This is a genomic window from Caballeronia insecticola (assembly GCF_000402035.1).
GTDB classification, from domain to species: Bacteria; Pseudomonadota; Gammaproteobacteria; order Burkholderiales; family Burkholderiaceae; genus Caballeronia; species Caballeronia insecticola.
Genome location: NC_021289.1, coordinates 54,232 through 76,590, shown reverse-complemented (window position 1 = coordinate 76,590; position 22,359 = coordinate 54,232). Strand labels below are relative to the sequence as shown.

Genomic DNA, 22,359 nt, shown 5'->3' with positions numbered 1-22,359 from the left:
TTCAGCCCTTGGCGGGCGCGAGATCTTTCACGTCGAACGGGCGGTTCGCCATCTGGAGATGCAGACGCTCGCCGGTGTAAGGCGTATGCGCGCGCACAACATCCATGTTCAGTTCGACGCCCAGCCCCGGCTCGTTCGACGGAATGATGTAGCCGTCTTCCCAGCGAATCGGCGTCTTGAGCACTTCCGCGTGGAAACCGTCCCACGTGCCGATGCTTTCCTGAATCAGGAAGTTCGGCGAACACGCGGCGATCTGCACGCTGGCCGCCGCACCGACCGGACCGTTGTAGAGATGCGGCGCGATCTGCGCGTAATAGACTTCCGCGAGACTCGCGATCTTCTTCGCTTCCAGCAGGCCGCCCACGCGTCCGACGTTGAACTGCAGAATCGACGCGGCGCGCGCGTCCAGCAGCTTGAAGAACTCGTACTTCGTGGTGAGACGCTCGCCCGCCGCAATCGGAATGCTCGTCTTCGCGGCGACTTGCGCCATCGCGTCTTCCTGTCCCGGCGGCACCGGTTCTTCAAACCACAGCGGATCGTACTTTTCGAGGCGTTGCGCAAGCCGGATCGCCGACGAAGGCACCATCTGGCCGTGCGTGCCGAACAGCAGATCGGCCTTGCTGCCGACCGCTTCGCGCACCTTGCGGCAGAACGTTTCGCAACGGTCCATCACTTCGAGCGAAATCTGATGTCCCGAGTACGCGGTGTACGGCCCCGCCGGATCGAACTTCACCGCCGTAAAGCCGAGCGCGACGTTGTGCGCGGCGCATTCGGCGGCGAGATCGGGATCGTCGTAGTCGTATTCGCCGCGCGCGTTCTTCGGATAGAGATACGTGTACGAGCGCAGCCGCTCGTGCACGCGGCCGCCGAGCAGTTCATACACCGGCTTGCCCGCCGCCTTGCCGATGATGTCCCAGCACGCCATTTCGAGGCCGCTCACGACGCCCATCATCGTGAGATCGGGGCGCTGCGTGAAGCCGCTCGAATACGCTTCACGATAGAAGCGTTCGACATGATGCGGATCGTGGTCGAGCAGATAGCGCGTGAACACGTCTTCGATGATCGGCGTCATCGCTTTCGGATGGAACGTCGCGGAATAAATCTCGCCGACGCCCTCGATGCCGCACGCCGTGCGCAGCTTCACGAAGATCCAGTACATGCCACCGACATGCGGCGGCGGCACGGCGACGATATGCGTTTCGAGTGCAGCGATTTTCATCGTTGAGATTCCTGCTTGTTGAGTCGATGCTTGAAGACGAGAGCCGCTACGCCGCCCAGCGCGGACATGCCGGCGATATAGCCGAAGTACAGTTGATAGCCGTGCACGCCCGGATAGGTCTCGGTCAGATAGCCGTTGATGAGCGGCAGCACGGCATCCGGCGAATAGCCGATCACGGACACGAGTCCGATGGCGAGGCCCATGGTTTCAGCGGGCACCTTGCACTGATCGAGCAGCGACCAGTAAAGGCCGCGAATCGCGTAGGTCATCACGCCGATGAACAGCACGATCACCGCGATGAGCACATGACTGCCGATGGACGGCGCCGCCATCAGCACGAGCAGCGCCGCCGATGCCGCGAACAGCGCGAACACGAGCACCGACGTCTTCGAGAAACGGTCGCCGAGAAAGCCGCCGCCGATGCCGCCGATCGGGCGCATCCACAGCTTGAGCGTCGTGATGAAGCCCGCCGCGACCACCGTCAGGCCGATCTCCTTTTCGTGCAGATACGCGGAAAAGCTATAAGTCGCCCAGAACACCTGATAGCCGCAGAACACGATGGCGGCAAGCAGCCACAGCTGCGGATTCTTCAGCAGCACGCCGAGATCGCGCATCACATTGCTGTCGCGGCGCGCGGCCTTCGGTGCCGCTCCGGCCGGATCGCGCACCAGGCCGAGCACGATGCCCAGCCCGATGCACAAGAACGCGTACATATAGACCACGAGCTTAAAGCCCGCCGCCGTCGAATCGCCGCGCGTCTGCGTGATCCATGCGAACAGCGAAATCGCGATGGTCGCGAGCAACGCTTCGATCAGGCCGCGCCCGCCGTCGAGGAAGCCGAAGAAGCGGCCTTGCTCGTCGGCTGAGGCGATCATCGAGACGCGCTTGATGATTGCGGCCCAGAACGTGAGGCCCGTCGAGAGGCCCCAGCAGCCGAAGATCACGATCAGCGAGTTGAACGCGGGCGTCGTCGAATACCACAGCCCGAGCGCGCCCGTGGCGATCAGCGAAAAGCTGATGAGCACGCGCGGCGCGATACGGTCCGCGAGCCAGCCGCTCGGCAGATAGCACAGCAGAAAGATCGTGCCGAGCGCCGAATACAGATAGCCGAGTTGCGATTCGGTGATGTGAAAAACTTCGAGCATCGTCGGCTGATAGACCTGCCGAAGATACAAAAGCGGATAGATGGCGCCGGCGGCCACAACAAGCAGCGCGAGCTGAATATAGCGGTCGGCGCGCGAACTTTCACGCGGCGTCACGGCGCTTTGACCGGATTGCACGGAATTCGATGACACAGGTGTGCTCCTCGAAGGGCGCGACGCGCGGCATGCGAATGCCGTGCAGCCGGGCCTTCAATATGGTTTTTGTGGTGGGTAAAAAGTAGATTCGGAACCGGGGACTCAGTACTTCATGACGACGAGACGCGTCTGCGTGAATTCGAGCATGCCGTGCTTGCCGTCGTCGCCGCCGATGCCCGAGCGTTTCCAGCCCGCGTGGAATCCTTGATACGGATCGGCCGGCGTGCGGTTGATATACAGCTCGCCCGCTTCGATCGAATTGGCGACCTTCATCGCCGTACGATAGTTCTCGGTGTACAGCACCGACGAAAGCCCGAACTGATGATCGTTCGCCAGGGCGATCGCTTCGTCGATCGTGCTGTACTTGAGCACCGCGAGCACCGGCCCGAAGGTCTCTTCCTGCACGATCTCCATGTCCTGACGGCAATTCGAGAGCAGCGTCGGCGGATAGAAAAAGCCCTTGCGATCCGGCACTTCGCCGCCGGTTTCGAGCTTCGCGCCCGCTTCGACTGCGCGGCGGACCATCGCGTGAATGCCGTCGCGCGAAGCCTTGTTCACGAGCGGACCCATGCGGCTCGCGTCCTCGTAGCGGTCGCCGATCTGCTTCGCCTGCATCTGCGCGCGCAGCATGCCGACGAATTCATCGTGAATGCTTTCGTGCACATACACGCGCTCGATTGCCGTGCAGAGCTGGCCGCTGTGCGTAAGCTTCGATGCGACGAGTTCACGCGCGGCCTTCTGCAAGTCCGCATCCGGCTCGACAATCGCGGGCGTCTTGCCGCCGAGTTCCAGCGACGGCTTCGCGATGTTCGCCTTGCAATACTCCAGCACCTTGCGACCCGCGTTGACGCTACCCGTCAGCGTGATCATGCCGACCTTCGGATGCGTGCACACGACTTCGGCCGTGGCGTGTTCCATCGCCAGAATGTTGATGACGCCCGCCGGCAGCGCCGCACGTTCGACGGCGCGCGCGAGTTCGAACGCCGACAGCGGCGTGTTGTTGCTCGGACGCACGACGACCGTGTTACCCGCGATCAGCGCGGGCGCGACCTTGCGCATCAGCGTGTAGATGGGGAAATTGAACGGAATCAGGCACGCGACGACGCCAATCGGCTCGCGATGCAGCACGAGGTTTTCATCGGGCGTATCGCTCGGAATGACTTCGCCTTCGATACGGCGCGCCCATTCCGCGTGATAGCGCGTGATCTGCGCGGCGTACACGGCTTCGTTGGTGGCATCGACCAGACTCTTGCCGGACTCTTTCGCGAGCGCGGCGCCAATCTCCGCCGACGCCTCGACGATGGCATCCGCGAGACGCTGCATCAGTGCGCCGCGCTCGGCGGCGGGCATCAGGCGCCATTGACGTTGCGCGCCGGCGGCTTGCTCGACCGCAAGCAGCGCCTGCTCGCGCGACGCGTTATGCACGTGGCCCGCGACTTCTTCGGTGGCGGGATTGAGGATGACAGTGACGTTGTCGCCTGCGGGCTCGATGAAACGCCCGTTCACAAAATTCCGTTCTGGCTTCATTTCCGATGGTGTCCTTGATCGCTGTGCGCGCGCCGCACGACCGTCCGCTCATCGGCAGCCGATGCGACATTGCGGCGCATTTGCGGCTCATTCTTCATTGCGTCGCGCTGCAACGACAAGCGAAGAATTTGCGGGAGGAACATTCAAAAAACTCACGATTGGTCTTCGACTAAATCCTTTTGCAGTGCCACGTTCATGCAGCAAAATCCGTCGCTCGCGGTTCCGCCGAAGTGGACGTCGGAACTTGTTGAAGAAAACTAAAAGACTTGAGACTTTCATGAGAATCAAAGTAATTTCACTGGCCATGCTCGCGTGCGCCGCAACTTCCGTTCATGCGCAGAGCAGCGTCACGCTGTACGGCGTCCTCGACGAAGGATTCGATTTCACGACCAATGTCGCGTCGAATCGCGTATACGAACTGACGAGCGGTTATGCATCGGGCAGCCGCTGGGGCATGCGCGGCGTCGAAGATCTGGGCGCCGGCACGAAGGCCGTGTTCCAGCTGGAAAGCGGCGTGAACTTGAGCAACGGCGCTGCGGGCCAGGGCGGGCGCATGTTCGGTCGGCAAGCGTATGTCGGCTTGAGCAATGACCGTTTGGGTTCGGTCAAGCTCGGCCGTCAGTACGATTCGGTCGTCGACTATCTCGCGCCGACAACAGCGAACGGCAACTGGGGCGGCTACTTGCTCGCGCATCCGTTCGACAACGACAACACCGACAACTCGTTCCGCGTCAACAACACGGTGAAGTACGCGAGCCCGAACATCGACGGGCTTCAGTTCGGCGGCACGTATAGCTTCAGTAACGACACGAGCTTCGCGAACAACCGGCAATACAGCGCGGGCGCGTCCTATGCGAACGGCGGCCTGCTGCTCGGCGCGGCTTATCTGCGCGCGGACGGCACGGGCCTCAATGCAAACGGCGCGATCGCGACGAACGATGCGAGCTTCATCGCGCAGCGCATGCAGATTTTCGGCGCGGGCGTGAACTACACGTTCGGCCGCGCGACGGCAGGCTTCGCGTACACGAATTCGAGCTATCGCGATCCGGTGACGAACGGTTATATCGGCGTGCCGCTCGCATCGGCGGGAAATACGCTCAAGAACCTGAAGTATCAGAACTTCGAAGTGAACGGGAAATATCAGTTCACGCCGGCGTTCTTCATCGGGGCGCAGTACGTGTACTCGATCGAAACCTATGACTCCACGGCAGGCACGGTGAGGCCGCGCATTCATTCGGCCGGGCTGATGGCGGATTACTTCATCTCGAAGCGCACCGACTTCTACGTGCAGGGCGCGTATCAGAAGATCACGGGTAGCTCGACGGATTCGGTCATGGACCAGGCGTTCGTGCCGGGGACGCAGGGCTTGTCGTCGAATTCGCAGCAGTTCGTCGCGCGAGTGGCGATGCGGCACGCGTTCTGACGAAGCAAGTTGGCGGGTGATCTGCCCGCAGAACCGAACCGGCGTGATGCTCGCCGGTTCGGTGCGCCGCTAGTGCGGTTATGGCGCCGTCAACTCCGTCACCTCCCAACCTTCCTGACGTGCCAGCAGGAAGCGTTGCACGGAATCGACGGTAACGGTACGGATGCGATCCGAGAAGCGCAGCTCATTCGGATGGTCATCGAACGCAATATTGGCCTTGAACATGCGACCGCCCAGGCGCTTGAACGGCCCAAGCTGCATCTCGGACGGCTGATAGCCCGCCATCTTCAGCCACGCCTGCGCCTGTTCGCGATCGCCGATTTTCGCGTCCTTGGCCTCGACGCTGGCGAGCGTTTCCAGCACCCACGTATTCGAGTTTTGATAACGCGTGGAGAACGGATAGGCAACCATGCTGTAGTGGCTGTCGAACACGGTCCGCAATTCAGGCCCTTGCATCAGACGGGCGCGCAGAATCTCGGCGACCGGCTTGGGCGGAATCAGCAGCAACGCGTCGAAGCGGTACATATCGTCGAGAAAAAAGTTTCCGACGCCCTGATACCACAGGTCAGATTTGGCCGTGCCGCACTCGTTCAACAAATGCGCGATGCGCCACGGTGCGCCCGGCTTCTCCCGATAGACGAAACCAACGTGACTGTAACGCAGACCATAGGCGGACAAGTCTTGTCCCATGCGACCGAGCACGGCAACGTCGATCTGACGCCGTTCCAGTTCGGCGGTCACGCGCTGCGCGGCGGCCATCGCTTGCGTGATGGTGTCGGGGGTGAGCGGCACCTCGGTGCAGGCCTGTCCCGCCGATGCCGACGCAGGCATCAGGCCGAACAGCGCGCCGCAAGCAATCGCGGCGCATAAGGCCCGCCGCGCCCCAACCTTCGACAGTCGGCTCATCCCGGCACGCGCTCCTGATGAAGCAGCGCTTCGCCTGCAGCATTGGGAACGAACGCCAGCACCTTGCCCGATGCCACCAGCACAGTCCCGGTCGATACCTTCACTGCCTGAACCGCTGTGCCCACCGAGACGCCGAGCTTATCGAACGAAGACTTGGCGACTTTCACGGATGCCTTGCCCGCTTGGCCGACCGCATCAATGACGACTTCGACGGTTTCGCCCAAACCCTGCGCGATGCCGGTGACCACGAAGGCGCTGCCCATCAGCGCAAAGGTCGAGCCTGTGGCCGGTTCACCATCCACGCTGCCGGCCACGCTGGCTACCGGAGCGGTGAGGATCGAGACCGTTCCAACCGAAATCTTGTCGGATGCGCCTGGGTAATTCGAATACTGCGCTTCAGCCGGAGCAGCGACGACGAATGCAGCCGCGAGAGCAAGCGTACTGAGGAGATGCAGAGCGTGACGTTTCATACGTGATGCAGCCTAAGTAGTAAGTCGGAGCGCGAATTCTAGGTATTTCTTAGCAAACCTTTCTTTTTTGAGCACGCTTTTTCACAACCCATGGCGAAACGCCATTCGGCCTGGTGCGAGATGTCTACGCGTGTCCTTCGCTTCCGTCTGTGCAACGCCCCGGCGCAATCGTGGGTTCTTCGGCCGGACATGGCCGCCGCCCGCCCACATACGCGCGCCGCATGTTTCGCCGACGCGCGGCGTGCTATCTTCGTTGCGTCACGAATTGCTTGCCGCGTGCCGCCATCATGAGTCAAGTCCGCTACCCTCTCGGGCCCGACGACCGGGTTCATCTACTGTGCTGGCTCACCTGCGGATTCCTCGGCGCGTTCTATCTCGAAGGCGACTGGCCCGATACGTCGTTTCAGGTGCGCGCCGCGCATCGCTGGCTCGACCGGCATCATCGCGCGGCTGACTGGATCGAGACCGCGCGTCTCTCGGTCACGGCGCAGGCTCTCGCCGCGCGCTTCTCCGCTTCCCTCGATGCCGATGCCGCCCGCAGCGATATCGAACGCATTCTCGAAGGCGAAGACCTCGACTACGACAGCCCGCTCGTGCAACGCATCTTTCAAGAGTGCCGGGTCCAGCTGAGCAACAAGCGCAAGCCCGCGCGCTAACGCGCCATCATCGGTTCACGCCGTGCAAACCGCACGTAGAAATGACTCGCCGCGCCGGCGCAGCAAGTAGAAATCACCGGCCACGCATCTTGCGAGGGCACGCATTGTCTACGACATGCGGCGAGATTTCATGCCGGACGCCAACCCAATTTATGATCTCGTTATCGGCGCCATATCCGGCCGACACGGCATCCAGGACGATGATGGACAAAACCTTCACGACAGACATCACCGACCGCGATTCACTCGACGCATCGGCCTCCGCCGAATGCGCGCGCGAACCCATCCACATTCCGGGCGGCATTCAGCCACACGGCGTGCTTTTCAGCGTGGATGCGCATTGTCACATCCTGCAGGTGAGCGGCAACGTCGCGCAGTTCGCGCGTGTCGACGCACAGGCGTGTCTCGGCCGCGCGCTCGTCGACGTGCTCGGCCAGCAAGCAACCGAACGCGCGAACGCGGGCCTCAAACAACTCGCCCGCGACGGCGCGACGATCCACGCCGGCAACGTGATCATCGACGGATGGACGCCCGCCACGCCCGCCGCGATCATCGTGCATCGGCATGACGGGCTGCTGTTCGTCGAAGTCGAACCGGCGCAGGACACCGCCGATGTCTTCTCGACCATGTATCCGCTCGTGCGCTCTTTCGTCAGCGAAGTGCAAACGATGCACACGGTCCAGCAGCTTTGCCAGTTCGCCGCGACGGAGATCGCGCGCATTACCGGATTCGGGCGCACGCTCGTCTATCAGTTCGACGACGAAGGCCACGGCAACGTGCTCGCGGAAGCGGTCGAGGCGGGCTATCCGTCGTATCTGAACCAGCACTTTCCCGCCTCCGACATTCCGGCGCAGGCGCGCGAGCTGTATCGCAAGAACCGCATCCGGCTGATCTCGAACGCCGATTACCAAGCCGCGCCGCTCGTGCCCGCGCTGCATCCGGCCACCGGACGTCCGACCGACCTCACATACGCCTCGCTGCGCAGCGTGTCGCCCGTGCATCTGCAATACATGCGCAACATGGGCACGCTCGCGTCGATGTCGATGTCGATCCTCGTCAACGACAAACTGTGGGGCCTGATTTCCTGCCACCACGCGACGCCGCGTCTGCCGCCGTTCGAAGTGCGCACCGCGTGCGAGCATGTGGCGCAGATCGTGTCGCTGCAGATCGAGGCGCGCGAAACGCAGGACGAAGCGCACTACCGGCTCGAATTGCGCCGCATGCTGTCGAAGCTGCTTTCGTCGATGGCGAACACGGACAGTTTCGTCGAAGCGCTCGTCGGCGATGCGTCGGATCTGCTCGGCTTCACGCGTTCGTCGGGCGCGGCGGTGATCTTCGAGGGACGCACGTCGCTCGTCGGCGTGACGCCGGATGAACACAGCGTGAGCGCGCTGGTCGATTGGCTCGACGAGCAGAGCGAAGACGTGGTGCTCTCCGACCGCGCGTCGCAGGATTGCCCGGCGCTCGCGGATTCGTCGGACGTGGCGGGATTTCTGGCGGTGTCGATCTCGAAGATCTATCGCAACTACGTGATCTGGTTTCGCCGCGAAGTCGTGCAGACGATCGAATGGGCGGGCGATCCGCGCGCGAAGCTGACGGGTTTGTCCACGTCGCTGTCGCCGCGCGTGAGCTTCGAGACCTGGACCGATGTCGTGCGCAATCGCTCGCTGCCGTGGCGGCCTGCCGAACGCGAGATTGCGCTCGAATTCCGCGCGGCGGTGCTCGGCATCGTGCTGCGGCGCGCGGAGGAAATCGCGCAACTGGCGACGGAACTCGGTCGCGCGAATCACGAGCTCGAAGGATTTTCGTACACGGTGTCGCACGATCTGCGCGCGCCGCTGCGGCATATCGTGAGCTTCGCGGATCTGCTGCGGCAGATCGATGGCGACAAGCTGTCGGAACGCGGACGCGGGTATCTTGAGCGCGTCGTGACATCGGCGCGTTTCGGCGGCCGTCTCGTCGACGATCTGCTCTCGTTCGCGCAACTCGGCCGCGCGGCGCTGCGCCCGCATAAGGTCGACATGCACGCGCTCGTGCATGCGGTCATTCAGAACGACATCGACGAACAGGCTTCGGCACGCGTGCACTGGAAGGTCGATGCGCTGCCGCCCGTCGAAGGCGATCACGTGTTTCTGCACGTCGCGTTCGCGAACATTCTTTCCAACGCCGTGAAATTCAGCGCGACGCGCACGCCGCCCGTCATCGAAATCGCGGCGCGGGAAGGCACGGGAGAACTGATCGGGCATCTCGTCTATGTCGTGCGCGACAACGGCGTGGGCTTCGACATGCGCTATATCGACAAGCTGTTCGGCGTGTTCCAGCGGCTGCACGTCGATGAACAGTTCGGCGGCACCGGCATCGGGCTTGCCAACGTGCGGCGCATCATCGAGCGGCATGGCGGCAAAGCGTGGGCCGAAGGCACGCTCGACGGCGGCGCGACGTTCTATATGGCGCTACCGAAGCAGTTTCGTCCCGAGAGCGGCGTGCGGCGCGACACGGCCGCCTCCGCGCTCGCACGGCTCGCCGCAGGAACGGGCGGCGCGGGTGGCGCGGCGCACGATATCGGTCAGCTCATGAAACGCTCGGAGCAGGAAAAGAAGTAACGCCGCATGTAAAAACGGCCGCGATCGAACGATCGCGGCCGTTTTGCTTCCTGCGTGTGATGCTTAGAAGCGGTGACGCAGACCCACGGTTGCCGCGACCTGATTCTGCGTCGACGACGGCGACAGCGTGTTGATCATTGCCACGTTCGCGCCCGCATTGCCGAGATCGCCCGATGCGTGCTGGTACACGCCTTCGACGTACACGTCCGTGCGCTTCGACAGCGAGTAGTCGGCCTGCAGCGAAACCGTGTGCCACTTCGGATCGCCCGAACCGTTCGTGCCGGAGGTCTTGCCGTCCGTGTACGTGTACGCGGCGTCGAGGCTCAGCGCCGGGGTCAGCGCATAGCGGCCGTTCAGTTCGAAGTTGTTCAGATGCAGATTCGTGTTGCCCGGCAGCACGACCGACGTGCCGCCTTGCGACGCGGCGATCAGGTTGTCGTAGTGCGTGTTCGTCCACACGAAGCCGACCGTCGCCGGGCCGTAGGTGTAGTTGACGCCCGCGCCGAAGGTGCGCTGCAATTCGGCGGTCAGATTGGCGTTGTTGCTCTGCCCGGCCGACACCGCGCCGTTCGCGTTCAGATTGCGCGAATTGTTCAGTTGCAAGTAGGCGGCGGCGACATTCAGCGGGCCGTTGCTGTACGAAGCGCCCGCGCTCCATGCGCGATTGTTCGAGAAGTCGCCGGCGTCGTTCGAAAAGCCGTACAGGCCGCCGAACTTGAAGCCCGCGTAATTCGCGCTCTGATATTTGACCGAATTCTTGATCGAGAACGAATGATCGAGATTGTCGTTATCGAACGGATGCGCGCTCAGATTATTGCCATAGCCCGCGCCCGCTTCCGCGAACGGCGACAGATAATCGACCATCGAATCATATTGACGGCCGAGCGTGACCGTGCCGTATTGATCGTGTTGCAACCCGACGTAAGCCTGACGATTGAACATCGTGTTGCTTTCGTTGAAGCGGCCGTTATTGAGGTTGAAGCCGCTCTCCAACTTGAAAAGCGCGTGCAACCCGCCGCCGAGATCTTCATTGCCTTTCAGGCCGAAATACGTATCCGAAACCGAGCCGCTGCCTTGCTGCCAGTTGTTATGTCCGCCCGAATTATTCGTGTAGACGAGCCCTGCATCCAGTGTGCCGTACAACGTGACACTGCTTTGCGCCTGAGCCGACGCCGCGAACGTGCCGAGAATACCCGCGATGAGAAGAGTCTTTTTCATGGTTCTCTGAGATTCCTGTTAATGCGAAAGCTTCCCGAAGCCCGGCGAGCCATATTGCTGGCCGGTTGCCCTTAAGAAACTGGGTCACACTTTATTCGACGGTCGCCGAACTGTGGCGGCGTATCGCACGCAATAATGTGTTGCCGATTTTGGGAAAAGGCATTCGCGACGCTTCATATTCTTTTAAGCTCAGACGCTTAGCGCAATTTGCTTGCTTGCCGCGGCGCCAGGCCTGTTGCACATGAGCGACGTTATTGCTGCGCCTCGTGAATGAGTGCATTGCGCGGCATGAGGTTAATCAGCGCAATCAACGTTGCTATGCTTCTTTCGTCGACAGAACTCCGAGTTGCTTTTCTGAAGGCACGGAGCGGTTTCGCGAGAGGAGACCGCTCCGTTTCAATTTGCCTTGAATATCGGAACGCTTATTTTTGCGTCCGGTGTTTTCGCGCGTCTATTAGATTCCCTGTCTTTCGTTATATTTCCGTTTATTAGCGCCGAGCTTGCCTGAGTCGATGAGGCCCCGTTTATCGAAATGAATCGCATTTGCGCGGCGCTCGGTCGCGCGCATATTTCAACCATTCACCGGCTGCTTGAAAAGTTTGCGCACCGCGTGCGGCCTCCAAAAAGCTCGCACACGCCGCGAGCGTGCAATTTCCAAAATTAGAGGTTTTACTCGGAAGCAAATGTAACGGGCCGCAAAACGTTTGCTATACGGGATTGCGGCCGAAAGCAGGTTCGACGTTTCATCTGGAAACATGTCGAAGCGGCATCACAGGGTAAATCGGTACATCGCTTGCTAAAGATTTAGTCTCCGAATACCTCGTTGGAACATCGACATGAAACAAGGCATCCACGCGACCACGGTCCCCGCTTTCCGACAGAGACGACCTGCGCAACTCGCCGAGCGCGAGCTTCAGCATCTGGAAATGATTCTGGCCACCTTTGTCGAACGCAATACCGCCACTGAACGGCTGCCCGCGAGCTACTGGGACATGCGCATCGCGCGCCTCGACGCCGACTACGACCTCGTGCCGTCGCAAAGTCAGCGCGTCATCTCGTTGCAACGAAAACTGGCGTTGATGGATGCGGCCCTCGACCCGACCTCGTTCGATACCCACACCGACGCGCGCAACGAGCGCAGCCGTCGCGCCGCCGCCTAGTTCGTCACGCAGTTCGTTGGACCCATTCGTCGACCATCGCGCGCGCCGCTGTGTGCGCGCTCATCAGCGCGTCCTCGGCAGACGCGAAATTGGCATAGCGGGTACTGCCGACGCATAGCGGCGAGAACGCGGTCACAGGTCTGCCCGAGCGGCTGATCGTCACGATCGCGAGATACCGGATCGAAGCAGGTTGAGGCACCAGGCGACAACTCGTCTCGACGGCCACTTCGAGCACGAAGCCTTTATGGTTATACGACCGGATCATGCGGCACCCCGTCACTCTCGTACGACGCAAAGGGACGCGCCGTGAGCATGCGGAGAAGCGCTCGCCGGATGGCACGCATTCTCTCGGCGCACGGCGCCTGATCGTGCCGCAAGCACACGACGTACCCGTGCGTATTCTCGATTTTGCCGGTCTTATCTCGCCCGACGAATTGCCGTGCGCACAAGGCTCGCGGCGAGATCCGCGCATAGCGCCGCCCATTTGCCGAGCAGCGAGGCGTCGTCAGTGAAGAAGTACGGCGCGCGCGTCCATTCATCGACTTGTCCGTCCGACGCGGCGAGTTCGAAAATGCGCAGATCTTCGTCCTCGCTGACGCCCGTGCGCATGAGTTCCCTGAACGAGCGAATGTCGTGCACCGATACATCCTGAATGCCGACGCTGTGCAACACCGCCATCACCGTCTTGCCGATACGCCAGGCAGCCTCGCGACTGTCCGCCATCACGAAAGCGACGTTTTCGACAGGCGCCTCGAATTTCATTCGATACAAGCGAGACTTACATTGTTCGCTGAGTTGCGTGCTGAGTTGCGTGTTCATTTGGCCCAAACCTGCAAGCTCCGCGCGGCGTCCGATGCATGGGCGGCGGGATGGAGCGAGCGTTGTCGTGGAAGCGAGAAAGGATGTCAAGCGCGAGCCCGGTTCGCCCTCGTCGCTCGCTTAGAACAAGGCATGCAGGAGTCGTTCCCGCAAATGTTTGCGGAAAGCGCCGCGCGGACCATGCTCGAACGAGGTGCATTCAAGCGATGGTCCGCGCAGGACGATGAAGGTTTCGTGACGGTGGCGCTATATCTCGCGACGCATGGCGATCAAGCGTTCAGGTTCCCATTCCGCCGAGATAAAAGTCGTCGCGGCTATTGCCGGTCGTGCGGATACAGATCGGCGAGCGATACAGCGGCTCGGCGAAACGCGTACCGGGCAGGTCGTCGCGAATCTTCGTGAAGAGCGGGGAAAGACCGTTATCGAGCCACGCGCCCCAGATCGAATCGTGATGATCCGGCAGGAACAGCTTCGGTTTGAAGAGCTGCAAATGCTGGAACGTGTAGGTCAACTGCGTTTCGGCGATCGGATGCGGCGTCCACGGAAAAATGCCGACATCGACGCCCGGCGCGAGATTCGTCGCGAGCTGGTTTTCTTCGGGACTCGGGTTGCTCACGCTGTCGAACCATACGATCCTGAAGCCGTTCGGAAAGGTGAACGTGAAACCCATCGTGCCCTGCGTGATGATGTTCGGATCGTTCGAGCCGCGCGCCGATACCGCATCGTGCTGCTGCTGTTCAGCGGGCGTGAGCGGCGGCGCGTCGAGGGCATAGAGCGCGGCGAGCTGCGTCGTGAGACCCGCTTCGATCGTGCTGTGAATGATGTGCGTCGGGCTGATGGTGATGTCGCCGTAAGTGAACTTTTCGGTGTTGTCGCCCTTCACGGTGATGGTTTGCGCCGCGGGCACGCCCAGCACCTGCGCTTCCTGCGTCGTGATGGCCGAGCCGATCACCGGCGCTTTCGTCTGCGCGGCGACGGCCGCCACATCGCTGATGTGATCCGAGTGCGCATGGCCGATCAGGATGACGTTCGCCTTCGTCACCTGCGGCACCGTGAAGCCGAGCGCCGCGGTACGCGCGGGCCGGTCGTAATAGGTGTCCATGATGACGATCACGCCGTGATACGCCAGCTCGTAATTCGCGGTGCCCAGCCAGCGCAGCACGGCGGTGTCGCCTTGCGGCAGCGGCCCGCCCTGCGACGCGGGCGTGAGGCTCTGGCATGCGGGGTCGGATGACAAAGGCGCATCGGCCGCGTTGGCCGGCGTCATGCCGCCGCCGTGGTCGTGACCGCATGCAGTGAGCAGTGCAGTCGAAGCAAGCAACGCCGCAGCGCAGAGGCGCAGCGAAGTGCGCGATCGTCCAGCCGTATTCATGGCACGTCTCCTTGAAACACCTGCTGACAGGGAACTGAAAGTGCGGCGAATACGGCTTTGGGCGGATACTAGTCTCCTTGAATGTGGCGCGTCTATATGCCATGCAGCATTTACTTCAAAGCTGAAGCATCCGGGTTTCGATGCGTCGAATTCAGCGGTTCAACTCTTCGAGACGCAGCCCGTTGGTCTTCGGTCCGAACAGGCCGATGGCGAGCGCCACGAGCAGCATGCACACCGTAATGCCGATGAACACGCCCGGCACGCCGAAGTCCTTCAGCAAGAAGGCGATGATGAAGCCCGACATCATCGCGCCGAGGCGGCTCGCCGAATACACGATGCCGCTCGCACGGCAGCGCACGGCGGTCGGGAACAGTTCGGTCTGATACGCGTGATAGCACACCGAGATGGTCTGGCCCGCGAGCGAAATGAGCACGCCGAGCGCAATCAACGCGACGGGCGACTTCATCTGACCGAAGGCCAAACCGCTGGCAATGACGACGAGCGCGCCGCCGACAATCAGCCATTTGCGCTGCACGCGGTCGGCGTACAGCATAGCGAGCAGCGGACCGATCGGCAATGCGAACGCGATGACGAACGAGTAAAGCAGGCTTTTCGTCACGGTGACGCCTTGACCGATGAGTAGCGTCGGCACCCAGTTGGCGAAGCCGTAATAGCCGATCGCCTGACAAAGATTGAAGACGATGAGCATGATGAGACGCGAGCGATACGGCGCGTTGAACAGCTCGCCGAGCGACGCGCGCCGATGCGCGGGCTGCTCCACGACCGGCGCGGGCGGCGGCAACGCGGCACCGGATTCGCGCTCGACCGCGCGCTCGATCCGGCTCACGATCCGCTCGCTTTCCTCGATCTTGCCGTGCATCGCGAGCCAGCGCGGGCTTTCCGGCACCGCGCGGCGAATGAACCACACGACCACCGCACCGACCGATCCGGCCAGCACCACGACGCGCCATCCGTCGAGACCGAACACGATTTCCGGCACGAGCCAGTACGAGAGAATCGCGGCGACGGGCGCGGCTGCGAACATCACCATCTGGTTGAACGCCATCGCGCGGCCGCGCATGTGCTGCGGCACGAGCTCGGTCACGTAACTGTCGATGGTGATGATCTCCACGCCCACGCCGATGCCCGTCACGAAGCGCCAGAAGATCACGCCTTCGGGCGTGGTCTGAAACGCCATGATCGCCGAGCCGATCGAATACCACAGCAGCGACACCGTGAACACGCTGCGGCGTCCGTAGCGGTCCGGCAGCCAGCCGAAAAAGAACGTGCCGATGAACAGCCCCGCGAACGTCGCCGCGATAAAACCCGCGATGCCCGTGAAGCCGAAGAACGCATGCGTCGTTGTCTGCAACAGGCCGCTTTTGGCCATGCCCGGCGCGATATAGCCGGTGAAGATCAGATCGTAGATTTCGAAGAATCCGCCGAGCGAGATGAGCAGCACGAGCATCCAGAGATGCTTCGTGATCGGCAGTCGATCCATGCGCGCGGAAATCTGCGCGCCGGGTGTCGTATCGACACGAATATCGGGCGAAGCGAGCGGCTGTGCGACCGCGCTGAAAGTGGGCTGCATTGCGTTGTCTCCTGAGTGGGCGATGGCGCTGGCTTTTTGTATGCGCTCGTCGCGATGCTTCATGCCGCTACGTTTTTCTTGAGGCGTCCCAGCACTTCGTCGGTATGCTCGCCCACGCGCGCGAGCGGTTGCCGCACGCCGGGGCGGCGTCCGCCCATCGTGAGCGGCAGGAGCACGACGTCGGTGGTGCCGCCGTCGTCGGTCTGCATCGGCACGAGGCCGCCGCTCGCCTTCAGATGCGGATCGTCGAGCAGTTGCTCGGGGCGCATGATCGGCGCGTAGGGAATGCCGGCCGCTTCGAGTTTCGGCGCAAGTTCGCCCGCGCGATGCTGCGCGAGAATTTCGCCGAGCCGTTCCAGCAGATGCGGCCGCACCGCGACGCGCAGCGCATTCGTCGCGAATTCGGGCTCGCGCGCGAGATCGGGGCGTTCGAGCACGTCGCACAGCGTGACGAATTGCTTGTCGCTCACCGCGCCGATGAACAACTGCTCGCCTTCGGCCAGCGTGAAGACGTCGTAGACGCTCCACGCCGATACGCGCGAAGGCATCGGCGGCGGCGCTTCGTGCGTCATCGCGTATTGCTGCATGTGTTGCGCGGAGAGGAACACGCAGTTCTCGAACAGCGCGCTCTGCACTTCCTGACCGCGCCCGGTGAGATCGCGTTCGCGCAGCGCGGCGAGCACGCCGATCGCGCCGAACATGCCGCCCATGATGTCGTTCACCGAAGTCCCCGCGCGCAGCGGCCTGCCCGCCGGGCCGGTCATGTACGCGAGGCCGCCCATCATCTGCACGACTTCGTCGAGCGCGAGGCGCTTCTCGTACGGTCCCGGAAGAAAGCCCTTGTGCGAAACGTAGATGAGCTTCGAATGCGTCTGCGACAGCGTCGCGTAGTCGAAGCCGAACTTCGCCATCAAACCAGGACGGAAGTTTTCGAGCAGCACGTCGCATTCGCCGATGAGTTCGAGCGCGGCCTCGCGTCCTTCGTCCGTGTTGATATCGAGCACGACGCTCTTCTTGTTGCGATTGAACGAGCGAAAAAAGCCGATGCCGAGCCCCGGCAGATTGCGCGTTTTGTCGCCGCCGGGCGGTTCGATCTTGATGACTTCCGCGCCGAGATCCGCGAGGATCATGCCGCAGGTCGGGCCCATCACCATGTGCGTGAATTCGATCACGCGAATGCCTTCGAGCGGCAAGTTTGCAGGATTCATATCGTCCTCAGGCTTCAAGTGCGGTGGGTTCGGCGTAGGTCACGGGCAAGCCCGCGAGTGCGAGCGCGCCGTGCAGCGTTTCGCCGTCGAGCCAGCGCGCGAGTTTGGCGCGCAATGTCAGCAGCGCGGCAATGTCGATGCCGGTCGCAATGCCCATGTCGGCGAGCATAAAGGCGAGATCCTCGCTCGATGCATTGCCGCTCGCGCCCGGCGCATGCGGACAGCCGCCGATGCCCGCGAGCGTCGCATCGAAGCGCGCGACGCCGGTTTCGAGCGCGGCGTAGACGTTGGCGAGCGCGAGGCCGCGCGTGTCGTGGAAATGGCCGCACCAGAAGCGCTCGCCCGCGATGTGCCGCGCCTTGTCGAAGAGTGCGCGCACGGCGGCGGGACCGGCATAGCCGACCGTATCGGCGATGCTCACGCGGTCCGCGCCTGCATCGAGCAGCGCCTGCATGTAGCGCAACACATCGGCATGATCGACGCGGCCCTGGATCGTGCAGCCGAACGCCGTGCCGATGCCGCCTTCGATCAGCGTCTTCCCGCCCGCCGCATCGCGCGCGGCCCGCATGCGCGCCACCTCGGCAACGACTTCGTCGGGCGTCTTGCGCAGATTCGCGAGACTGTGCGCGCGGCTCGCGGAAAGCGGCACGAGCATGAGATCGGCGTGGGTTTCCAGCGCGCGCTCCGCGCCCTTTAAGTTCGGCACGAGCACGGAGACGAACAGGCCGGGCAACGTCTTTGCGAACGCGACGAGTTCGGCCGTATCGGCGAGTTGCGGCAGGAGGCGCGCGGGCACGAACGAGCCGACTTCGATTTCGCGCTGACCGGCGGCGTAGGCGTCGCCGATCCATTCGATCTTGCGCTCGGTCGGCACGATGCTGCGGATGCTTTGCAGGCCGTCGCGCAAGCCGACTTCGCGGATTACGGCGCGCTTAGGGAACGCGGGCATGGCTTTGTCTCCGTGTGTTTTCTATGTGTCTTCTATGTATGGCTTCGACTTTAGAGATTCCGCAAACGCGCTAAAAGCGGTATTTTGGAAGGTCCATGCTTCCCGTTCGGAATGTCAGATGAATGACGAACCTTCATGCGCGATATCGATCTGAAAACCCTGCGTCTGTTCGTGACCGTCTGCGAGCATCAGAACATCGCGCGGGCGGCGCAGGAGTCGCATATCGAGCCGTCGGCAATCAGCAAGCGCATCGCGCAGCTCGAAACGGCGCTCGGCGTGCCGCTGCTGTCGCGCTCGCGACGCGGCGTGGAGCCGACGCCCGCGGGCATCGCGCTGCTCGAACATGCGCGCAGCGTGCTGTTCACGATGGAGCGCATCGCCAGCGACGTCGCCGCGTTCGGCGGCGGGCTGAAGGGACGCGTGAGCATCTGCGCGTCGGCGTCGGCGATTGCAGAGGCATTGCTCGACGACATCGCGTCGTTCATGCGCGAGCCCGCCAATCAGAACATCAAGGTCGATGTCGAAGAGCGGCTATCGCACGATCTCGTGAGGCAGTTGCGCGAAGGCGTGGCGTCGATCGGCGTGTGCTGGGACAGCGTCGATCTGCGCGGATTGCAGCATCGCGCTTATCGTCGTGACCGGCTCGGACTCGCGGTGCCCGCGGATCATCCGTTCGCGGGGCGGCGCTCGGTAAGCTTCGAGGAATCGCTCGCGTTCGAGCATGTCGGCCTGCCGCCCGCCACCGCCGTGCATACGATGCTGCAGCGCGCCGCCGCGCAGGCGGGCAACACGATGTCGTATCGCGTGATCGTGTCGAGCTTCGACGCGGCGTTTCGCGTGGTCGCGGCGGGGCTGGGTATCAGCGTCGTGCCGCTGGAAGTGGCGGGGACGTATCGGCAGGCGCTCGGCATCGAGGCGATCCCGCTGTCGGATGACTTCGCGGAACGGCGCTTCGTCGTCTGCTTCAGGGATTTCGCTGCGTTGCAGCCCCCGGCGCAGCGGCTGGTCGAGCATCTGGAAGCGCGCGCGGCTCCGCGTTTGGCCAGTTAGGACGGCGCGTCGCAGAACACCGTTTCGGCGTCTTTCTTCTCGAAGGTCAGATTCACCGATCGCGCGCCGCCCGGCCGCGTGGCGTGCGGCTTTCCGGCGGGCACGGTCAGCAATTGCCCGGCGCGCAATTCGACGGCGCCTTCCTCGAACTCGATCACCAGCGTGCCTTCGACGGCCACGAAAGTCTCGTCGGAGTTCGGGTGAAAGTGCCACCGGTAAGGCGCGTCCATCACGCTGATATGCACGTCGTGATCGTTGACGGTTGCGATGACGCGGTTCATGTAGCCGTCGCGGGCGGCATCGGCGATGGCGGCGTAGTCGATGGTGTCGGTCATTGGCGTGCGAGATTCTTTTGACGTCGAGCCATTCAGCCTAGCGCCGCGCGCCATGTGCGACAAACGAATGTTTTTAGCGCGTATGTGAGCGCGATTGCCAACGCACGCAATGTTCAAACGCCGCTCTGCACATTCACCGCATTCGCGCGGCCCATGATCGCCGCGATATTGCCGATAGCCGGTTCCGCGTACCGCACCGGCGGCGCTTCGGGCGGCAGCGGCGCGGGGCCGGAGTCGGTTGCGCGCGCATAGACCGGCAGCGGCGGCGCGCTCTGTGCGCTGGATGAGACCGGAAACACCGGCCCGCCCAGAATCCCCACGCCGATGAACGGATGCGCCTGCGCGACCGTCACAAGGCCAAAGCTCAGTTTGGCGGCCAACATCAGGTGTCTGATCGCTTTCATTTTTCCGTCTCCTCAGTGTCGCTCAGTGTCGGTTTGTCGATGAAGACATTCTGCGACGGGAAAATGAGCGAAAAATGAGAACGCGCGGGCGCGCGGAAAGAGCCGGATTCAATCGCGCGCCTAAAATGTGCGCCACGCACAGCCAGTTCACCGCCATCCGCGTAACCGACGCTAAAACACCTTTCCCGGATTGAGCAGCCCGTGCGGATCGAGCGCGGCCTTGATCGCGCGCATGGAAGCGATATCGGCCGCGCGCCGCACGAGATGCAGATAGTCGCGCTTCTTCGTGCCGATGCCGTGCTCCGCCGAAATCGATCCTTCGAACTCGCGCGTGACGTCATAAATGACGCGGTCGACATCGTCGTGGTCCTGCTTGCCGCGCTCGGGAATGTCCACGACGATGTGAATATTGCCGTCGCCCAGGTGGCCGTAGGTCATTACGATCGCGTTCGGCCAGCGCGCGCGCAGACGCGCTTCGCATTGCTGCGCCGCGTCGCCCACTTGCGCGATGGAAAAGCTCACGTCGTAGGCGGCGTAATTCGGGATGAAGCGCTCGTACTCGCCGGGCGCATCGCGGATCGCCCAGAAATCGCGCGCGTGCGCTTCTGACGACGCGATCGCCGCATCGCTCACGACGCCCGCCTCCAGCATGCCGCCGAGAAATTCCTCGAACGCTTCGCCGTGCCGCGCGGGGTCCGTGCCGACGCTTTCCAGCAGCACGTAAAACGGATGCGGCTCGGCCAGCGGCGCGCGCAGATTCTTCAGATTGGCGATGACCGTATCGTGATAGCCCGCCCACATCACTTCGAACGCGGAGACGCCCGGCGCGAGACTCGCCTGCGCGCGCGTGAGCAAGGTCGTGACGGCGGCGAAATCCGGCAGGCCGCACCATGCGGTGGCGGTCGCCGTGGGCTTCGGGCGCAACCGAAGCACGACGCGCGTGATGACCGCGAGCGTGCCTTCGCTACCGATCAGCAAATGCCGCAAGTCGTAGCCGCTGTTGTTCTTGATCATCTTGTTCAGCCCGCCGACGATCTCGCCGCTCGCCAGCACCGCTTCGACGCCGAGCACCTGATCGCGCATCATGCCGTACTTGATGACGCGATTGCCGCCCGCGTTCGTCGCGAGATTCCCGCCGATGGAACAGCTCCCGCGCGCGCCGAGATCGAGCGGAAAATAGAAGCCGGCCGCGCTCGCCGCCTCCTGAACGGTTTGCAGCGGCGTGCCGGCTTCGACCGTCATGGTGGCCGACACTTCATCGATTTCGATGATGCGGTTCATCCGATCCAGACTCAGCGCCACTTCGCCGCCGAGCAGATTCGCGCCGCCGACGAGCCCGGTCAGGCCGCCTTGCGTAACCACCGGCTGCTTGTATTGCGAGCAGATCGCGAGCGCCTGCGCGGCCTCGTCGGTCGTGCGCGGACGAATGATCGCGACGGGCGTCGCGCCCGGCATGCCGCTCCAGTCCGCGACACGCCGCTCGCCGAATTCGTCGGGCAGCGCCACGACCTGCGCGCCGAGCGCTTCACGCAATGCCATTACCGCTTCATTTGCCGCCATGCGTCGTCTCCGTTGTGTCTTTCGGGTTCGGGTTCAATGCTTCGGGTTCAATGCGATAGTTTGACCCAAAACCGGCGAGAATCACGGATGTGTTTCGCGACGCGACTCAAAGACACCGGAGACGACCATGCAGCCCTCAGACTATGACCAGGCCATTGCCCAGTTGACGGGCGCGGCGGAGCTGATTGCGTCCGGCGCGCCGCAAGCGCAGCGCGCGCAGGCGTTCGACATGCTGGCGTTCTTTCGCTTGCTGCGGGCGCGCTTCGGCCAATCGAGCGAAGCGGTCGTGCCGCGTATATCCGACGACGAACTGTTCCGCGACACCGCAATGGCCGCGCTCACGATGGCCGGCCGCCACGAGTTTCTGGCCGCCGCCGCGCTGCTCGAACAGGCGCGAGGGTTGGTGCGAAGCTAGAACAACTCCGCATCGACAGGCAGCAGATTGATCCACTTCACTGCGGTGCGGCGCTCGACGCCATCGTCGTGAATGGACCGTATCATCACGCGCTGGCCGCGCGCCTCCCCGAGCACTTCGACGATCCTGTTGCGATATCGCGCAAGCATGCCGCGTGACGGCTTGCGCTTAACACT

General features: G+C 62.8%; 22 protein-coding genes. 6 read left to right on the top strand and 16 right to left on the bottom strand.

The genetic code is table 11. The annotated features are described in order from the left end of the window. Position 1: 1 nt before the first annotated feature. The 3 genes from BRPE64_RS25060 to aldA form a co-directional block, all read right to left on the bottom strand. Positions 2-1,219, bottom strand: coding sequence for a mandelate racemase/muconate lactonizing enzyme family protein (locus tag BRPE64_RS25060; RefSeq protein WP_016347725.1), 1,218 nt, complete (start codon positions 1,217-1,219; stop codon positions 2-4). Next, on the bottom strand, positions 1,216-2,514 hold the full coding sequence (locus tag BRPE64_RS25055; protein WP_016347724.1) for an MFS transporter: 1,299 nt from the start codon (positions 2,512-2,514) through the stop codon (positions 1,216-1,218). The genes BRPE64_RS25060 and BRPE64_RS25055 overlap by 4 nt, the downstream gene beginning before the upstream one ends. Before the next feature lie 105 nt (positions 2,515-2,619). After that, a complete protein-coding gene (aldA, locus tag BRPE64_RS25050; RefSeq protein WP_044043237.1) occupies positions 2,620-4,044 on the bottom strand; it encodes an aldehyde dehydrogenase in 1,425 nt (474 codons plus the stop codon). Between the two features lie 277 nt (positions 4,045-4,321). Here aldA and BRPE64_RS25045 point away from each other — a divergent pair, with 277 nt between their 5' ends. Beyond that, positions 4,322-5,467, top strand: a complete 1,146-nt coding sequence (locus BRPE64_RS25045) for a porin (protein WP_044043235.1) — start codon at positions 4,322-4,324, stop codon at positions 5,465-5,467. Positions 5,468-5,545: 78 nt separating this feature from the next. Here BRPE64_RS25045 and BRPE64_RS25040 read toward each other — a convergent pair whose 3' ends face one another. Continuing rightward, entirely contained in the window at positions 5,546-6,373 is an 828-nt protein-coding gene (locus BRPE64_RS25040) for a DUF2145 domain-containing protein (protein WP_016347720.1), read from the bottom strand. Continuing rightward, positions 6,370-6,843 (bottom strand): hypothetical protein, encoded by a 474-nt coding sequence (locus BRPE64_RS25035; RefSeq protein ID WP_044043234.1) that lies wholly within the window; start codon positions 6,841-6,843, stop codon positions 6,370-6,372. Before BRPE64_RS25035 ends, BRPE64_RS25040 begins: the two co-directional genes overlap by 4 nt. A 287-nt stretch (positions 6,844-7,130) precedes the next feature. Between BRPE64_RS25035 and BRPE64_RS25030 the strand changes: the two genes are divergently transcribed. Beyond that, positions 7,131-7,499: a hypothetical protein gene (locus BRPE64_RS25030; RefSeq protein ID WP_044043662.1), complete on the top strand. Its 369-nt coding sequence runs from the start codon at positions 7,131-7,133 to the stop codon at positions 7,497-7,499. 200 nt (positions 7,500-7,699) lie between these two features. Then, the gene (locus tag BRPE64_RS25025; protein WP_016347717.1) at positions 7,700-10,102 is read left to right on the top strand and encodes an ATP-binding protein; all 2,403 of its coding nucleotides are present in this window, start codon (positions 7,700-7,702) and stop codon (positions 10,100-10,102) included. Between the two features lie 63 nt (positions 10,103-10,165). On the opposite strand, the gene BRPE64_RS25020 is transcribed toward BRPE64_RS25025, so the two are convergent. Continuing rightward, complete coding sequence (locus BRPE64_RS25020; protein WP_016347716.1) at positions 10,166-11,320, bottom strand: porin; 1,155 nt, start codon at positions 11,318-11,320, stop codon at positions 10,166-10,168. An 836-nt stretch (positions 11,321-12,156) separates the two neighbouring features. Here BRPE64_RS25020 and BRPE64_RS25015 point away from each other — a divergent pair. Further along, positions 12,157-12,480: a hypothetical protein gene (locus BRPE64_RS25015; RefSeq protein WP_016347715.1), complete on the top strand. Its 324-nt coding sequence runs from the start codon at positions 12,157-12,159 to the stop codon at positions 12,478-12,480. Between the two features lie 4 nt (positions 12,481-12,484). On the opposite strand, the gene BRPE64_RS25010 is transcribed toward BRPE64_RS25015, so the two are convergent. The 6 genes from BRPE64_RS25010 to BRPE64_RS24985 all read right to left on the bottom strand — a co-directional run bounded on the left by BRPE64_RS25010 (position 12,485) and on the right by BRPE64_RS24985 (position 18,419). After that, complete coding sequence (locus BRPE64_RS25010; protein WP_016347714.1) at positions 12,485-12,745, bottom strand: hypothetical protein; 261 nt, start codon at positions 12,743-12,745, stop codon at positions 12,485-12,487. Between the two features lie 152 nt (positions 12,746-12,897). Next, on the bottom strand, positions 12,898-13,242 hold the full coding sequence (locus tag BRPE64_RS25005) for a hypothetical protein (RefSeq protein WP_232519321.1): 345 nt from the start codon (positions 13,240-13,242) through the stop codon (positions 12,898-12,900). A 334-nt stretch (positions 13,243-13,576) separates the two neighbouring features. Further along, positions 13,577-14,671, bottom strand: coding sequence for an MBL fold metallo-hydrolase (locus tag BRPE64_RS25000; protein ID WP_016347712.1), 1,095 nt, complete (start codon positions 14,669-14,671; stop codon positions 13,577-13,579). A 151-nt stretch (positions 14,672-14,822) separates the two neighbouring features. After that, positions 14,823-16,262, bottom strand: a complete 1,440-nt coding sequence (locus BRPE64_RS24995) for an MFS transporter (protein WP_044043232.1) — start codon at positions 16,260-16,262, stop codon at positions 14,823-14,825. Between the two features lie 59 nt (positions 16,263-16,321). Next, positions 16,322-17,470, bottom strand: a complete 1,149-nt coding sequence (locus BRPE64_RS24990; protein WP_016347710.1) for a CaiB/BaiF CoA transferase family protein — start codon at positions 17,468-17,470, stop codon at positions 16,322-16,324. A gap of 7 nt (positions 17,471-17,477) precedes the next feature. After that, positions 17,478-18,419, bottom strand: a complete 942-nt coding sequence (locus BRPE64_RS24985) for a hydroxymethylglutaryl-CoA lyase (RefSeq protein ID WP_016347709.1) — start codon at positions 18,417-18,419, stop codon at positions 17,478-17,480. 135 nt (positions 18,420-18,554) lie between these two features. Here BRPE64_RS24985 and BRPE64_RS24980 point away from each other — a divergent pair, with 135 nt between their 5' ends. Then, complete coding sequence (locus BRPE64_RS24980) at positions 18,555-19,469, top strand: LysR family transcriptional regulator (RefSeq protein WP_016347708.1); 915 nt, start codon at positions 18,555-18,557, stop codon at positions 19,467-19,469. Here BRPE64_RS24980 and BRPE64_RS24975 read toward each other — a convergent pair. The 3 genes from BRPE64_RS24975 to BRPE64_RS24965 all read right to left on the bottom strand — a co-directional run bounded on the left by BRPE64_RS24975 (position 19,466) and on the right by BRPE64_RS24965 (position 21,768). Then, positions 19,466-19,804: a cupin domain-containing protein gene (locus BRPE64_RS24975; protein WP_016347707.1), complete on the bottom strand. Its 339-nt coding sequence runs from the start codon at positions 19,802-19,804 to the stop codon at positions 19,466-19,468. The two genes, BRPE64_RS24980 and BRPE64_RS24975, sit on opposite strands and share 4 nt — an antisense overlap. A gap of 113 nt (positions 19,805-19,917) precedes the next feature. After that, positions 19,918-20,208: a hypothetical protein gene (locus tag BRPE64_RS24970; RefSeq protein ID WP_016347706.1), complete on the bottom strand. Its 291-nt coding sequence runs from the start codon at positions 20,206-20,208 to the stop codon at positions 19,918-19,920. A 171-nt stretch (positions 20,209-20,379) separates the two neighbouring features. Continuing rightward, positions 20,380-21,768 (bottom strand): FAD-binding oxidoreductase, encoded by a 1,389-nt coding sequence (locus tag BRPE64_RS24965; protein ID WP_016347704.1) that lies wholly within the window; start codon positions 21,766-21,768, stop codon positions 20,380-20,382. Between the two features lie 127 nt (positions 21,769-21,895). Between BRPE64_RS24965 and BRPE64_RS24960 the strand changes: the two genes are divergently transcribed. Beyond that, positions 21,896-22,183: a hypothetical protein gene (locus BRPE64_RS24960; RefSeq protein WP_051180548.1), complete on the top strand. Its 288-nt coding sequence runs from the start codon at positions 21,896-21,898 to the stop codon at positions 22,181-22,183. Here the strand turns inward: BRPE64_RS24960 and BRPE64_RS33060 are convergent. Next, a complete protein-coding gene (locus BRPE64_RS33060) occupies positions 22,180-22,332 on the bottom strand; it encodes a hypothetical protein (protein WP_016347702.1) in 153 nt (50 codons plus the stop codon). The genes BRPE64_RS24960 and BRPE64_RS33060 overlap by 4 nt on opposite strands. Between the last annotated feature and the right edge of the window lie 27 nt (positions 22,333-22,359).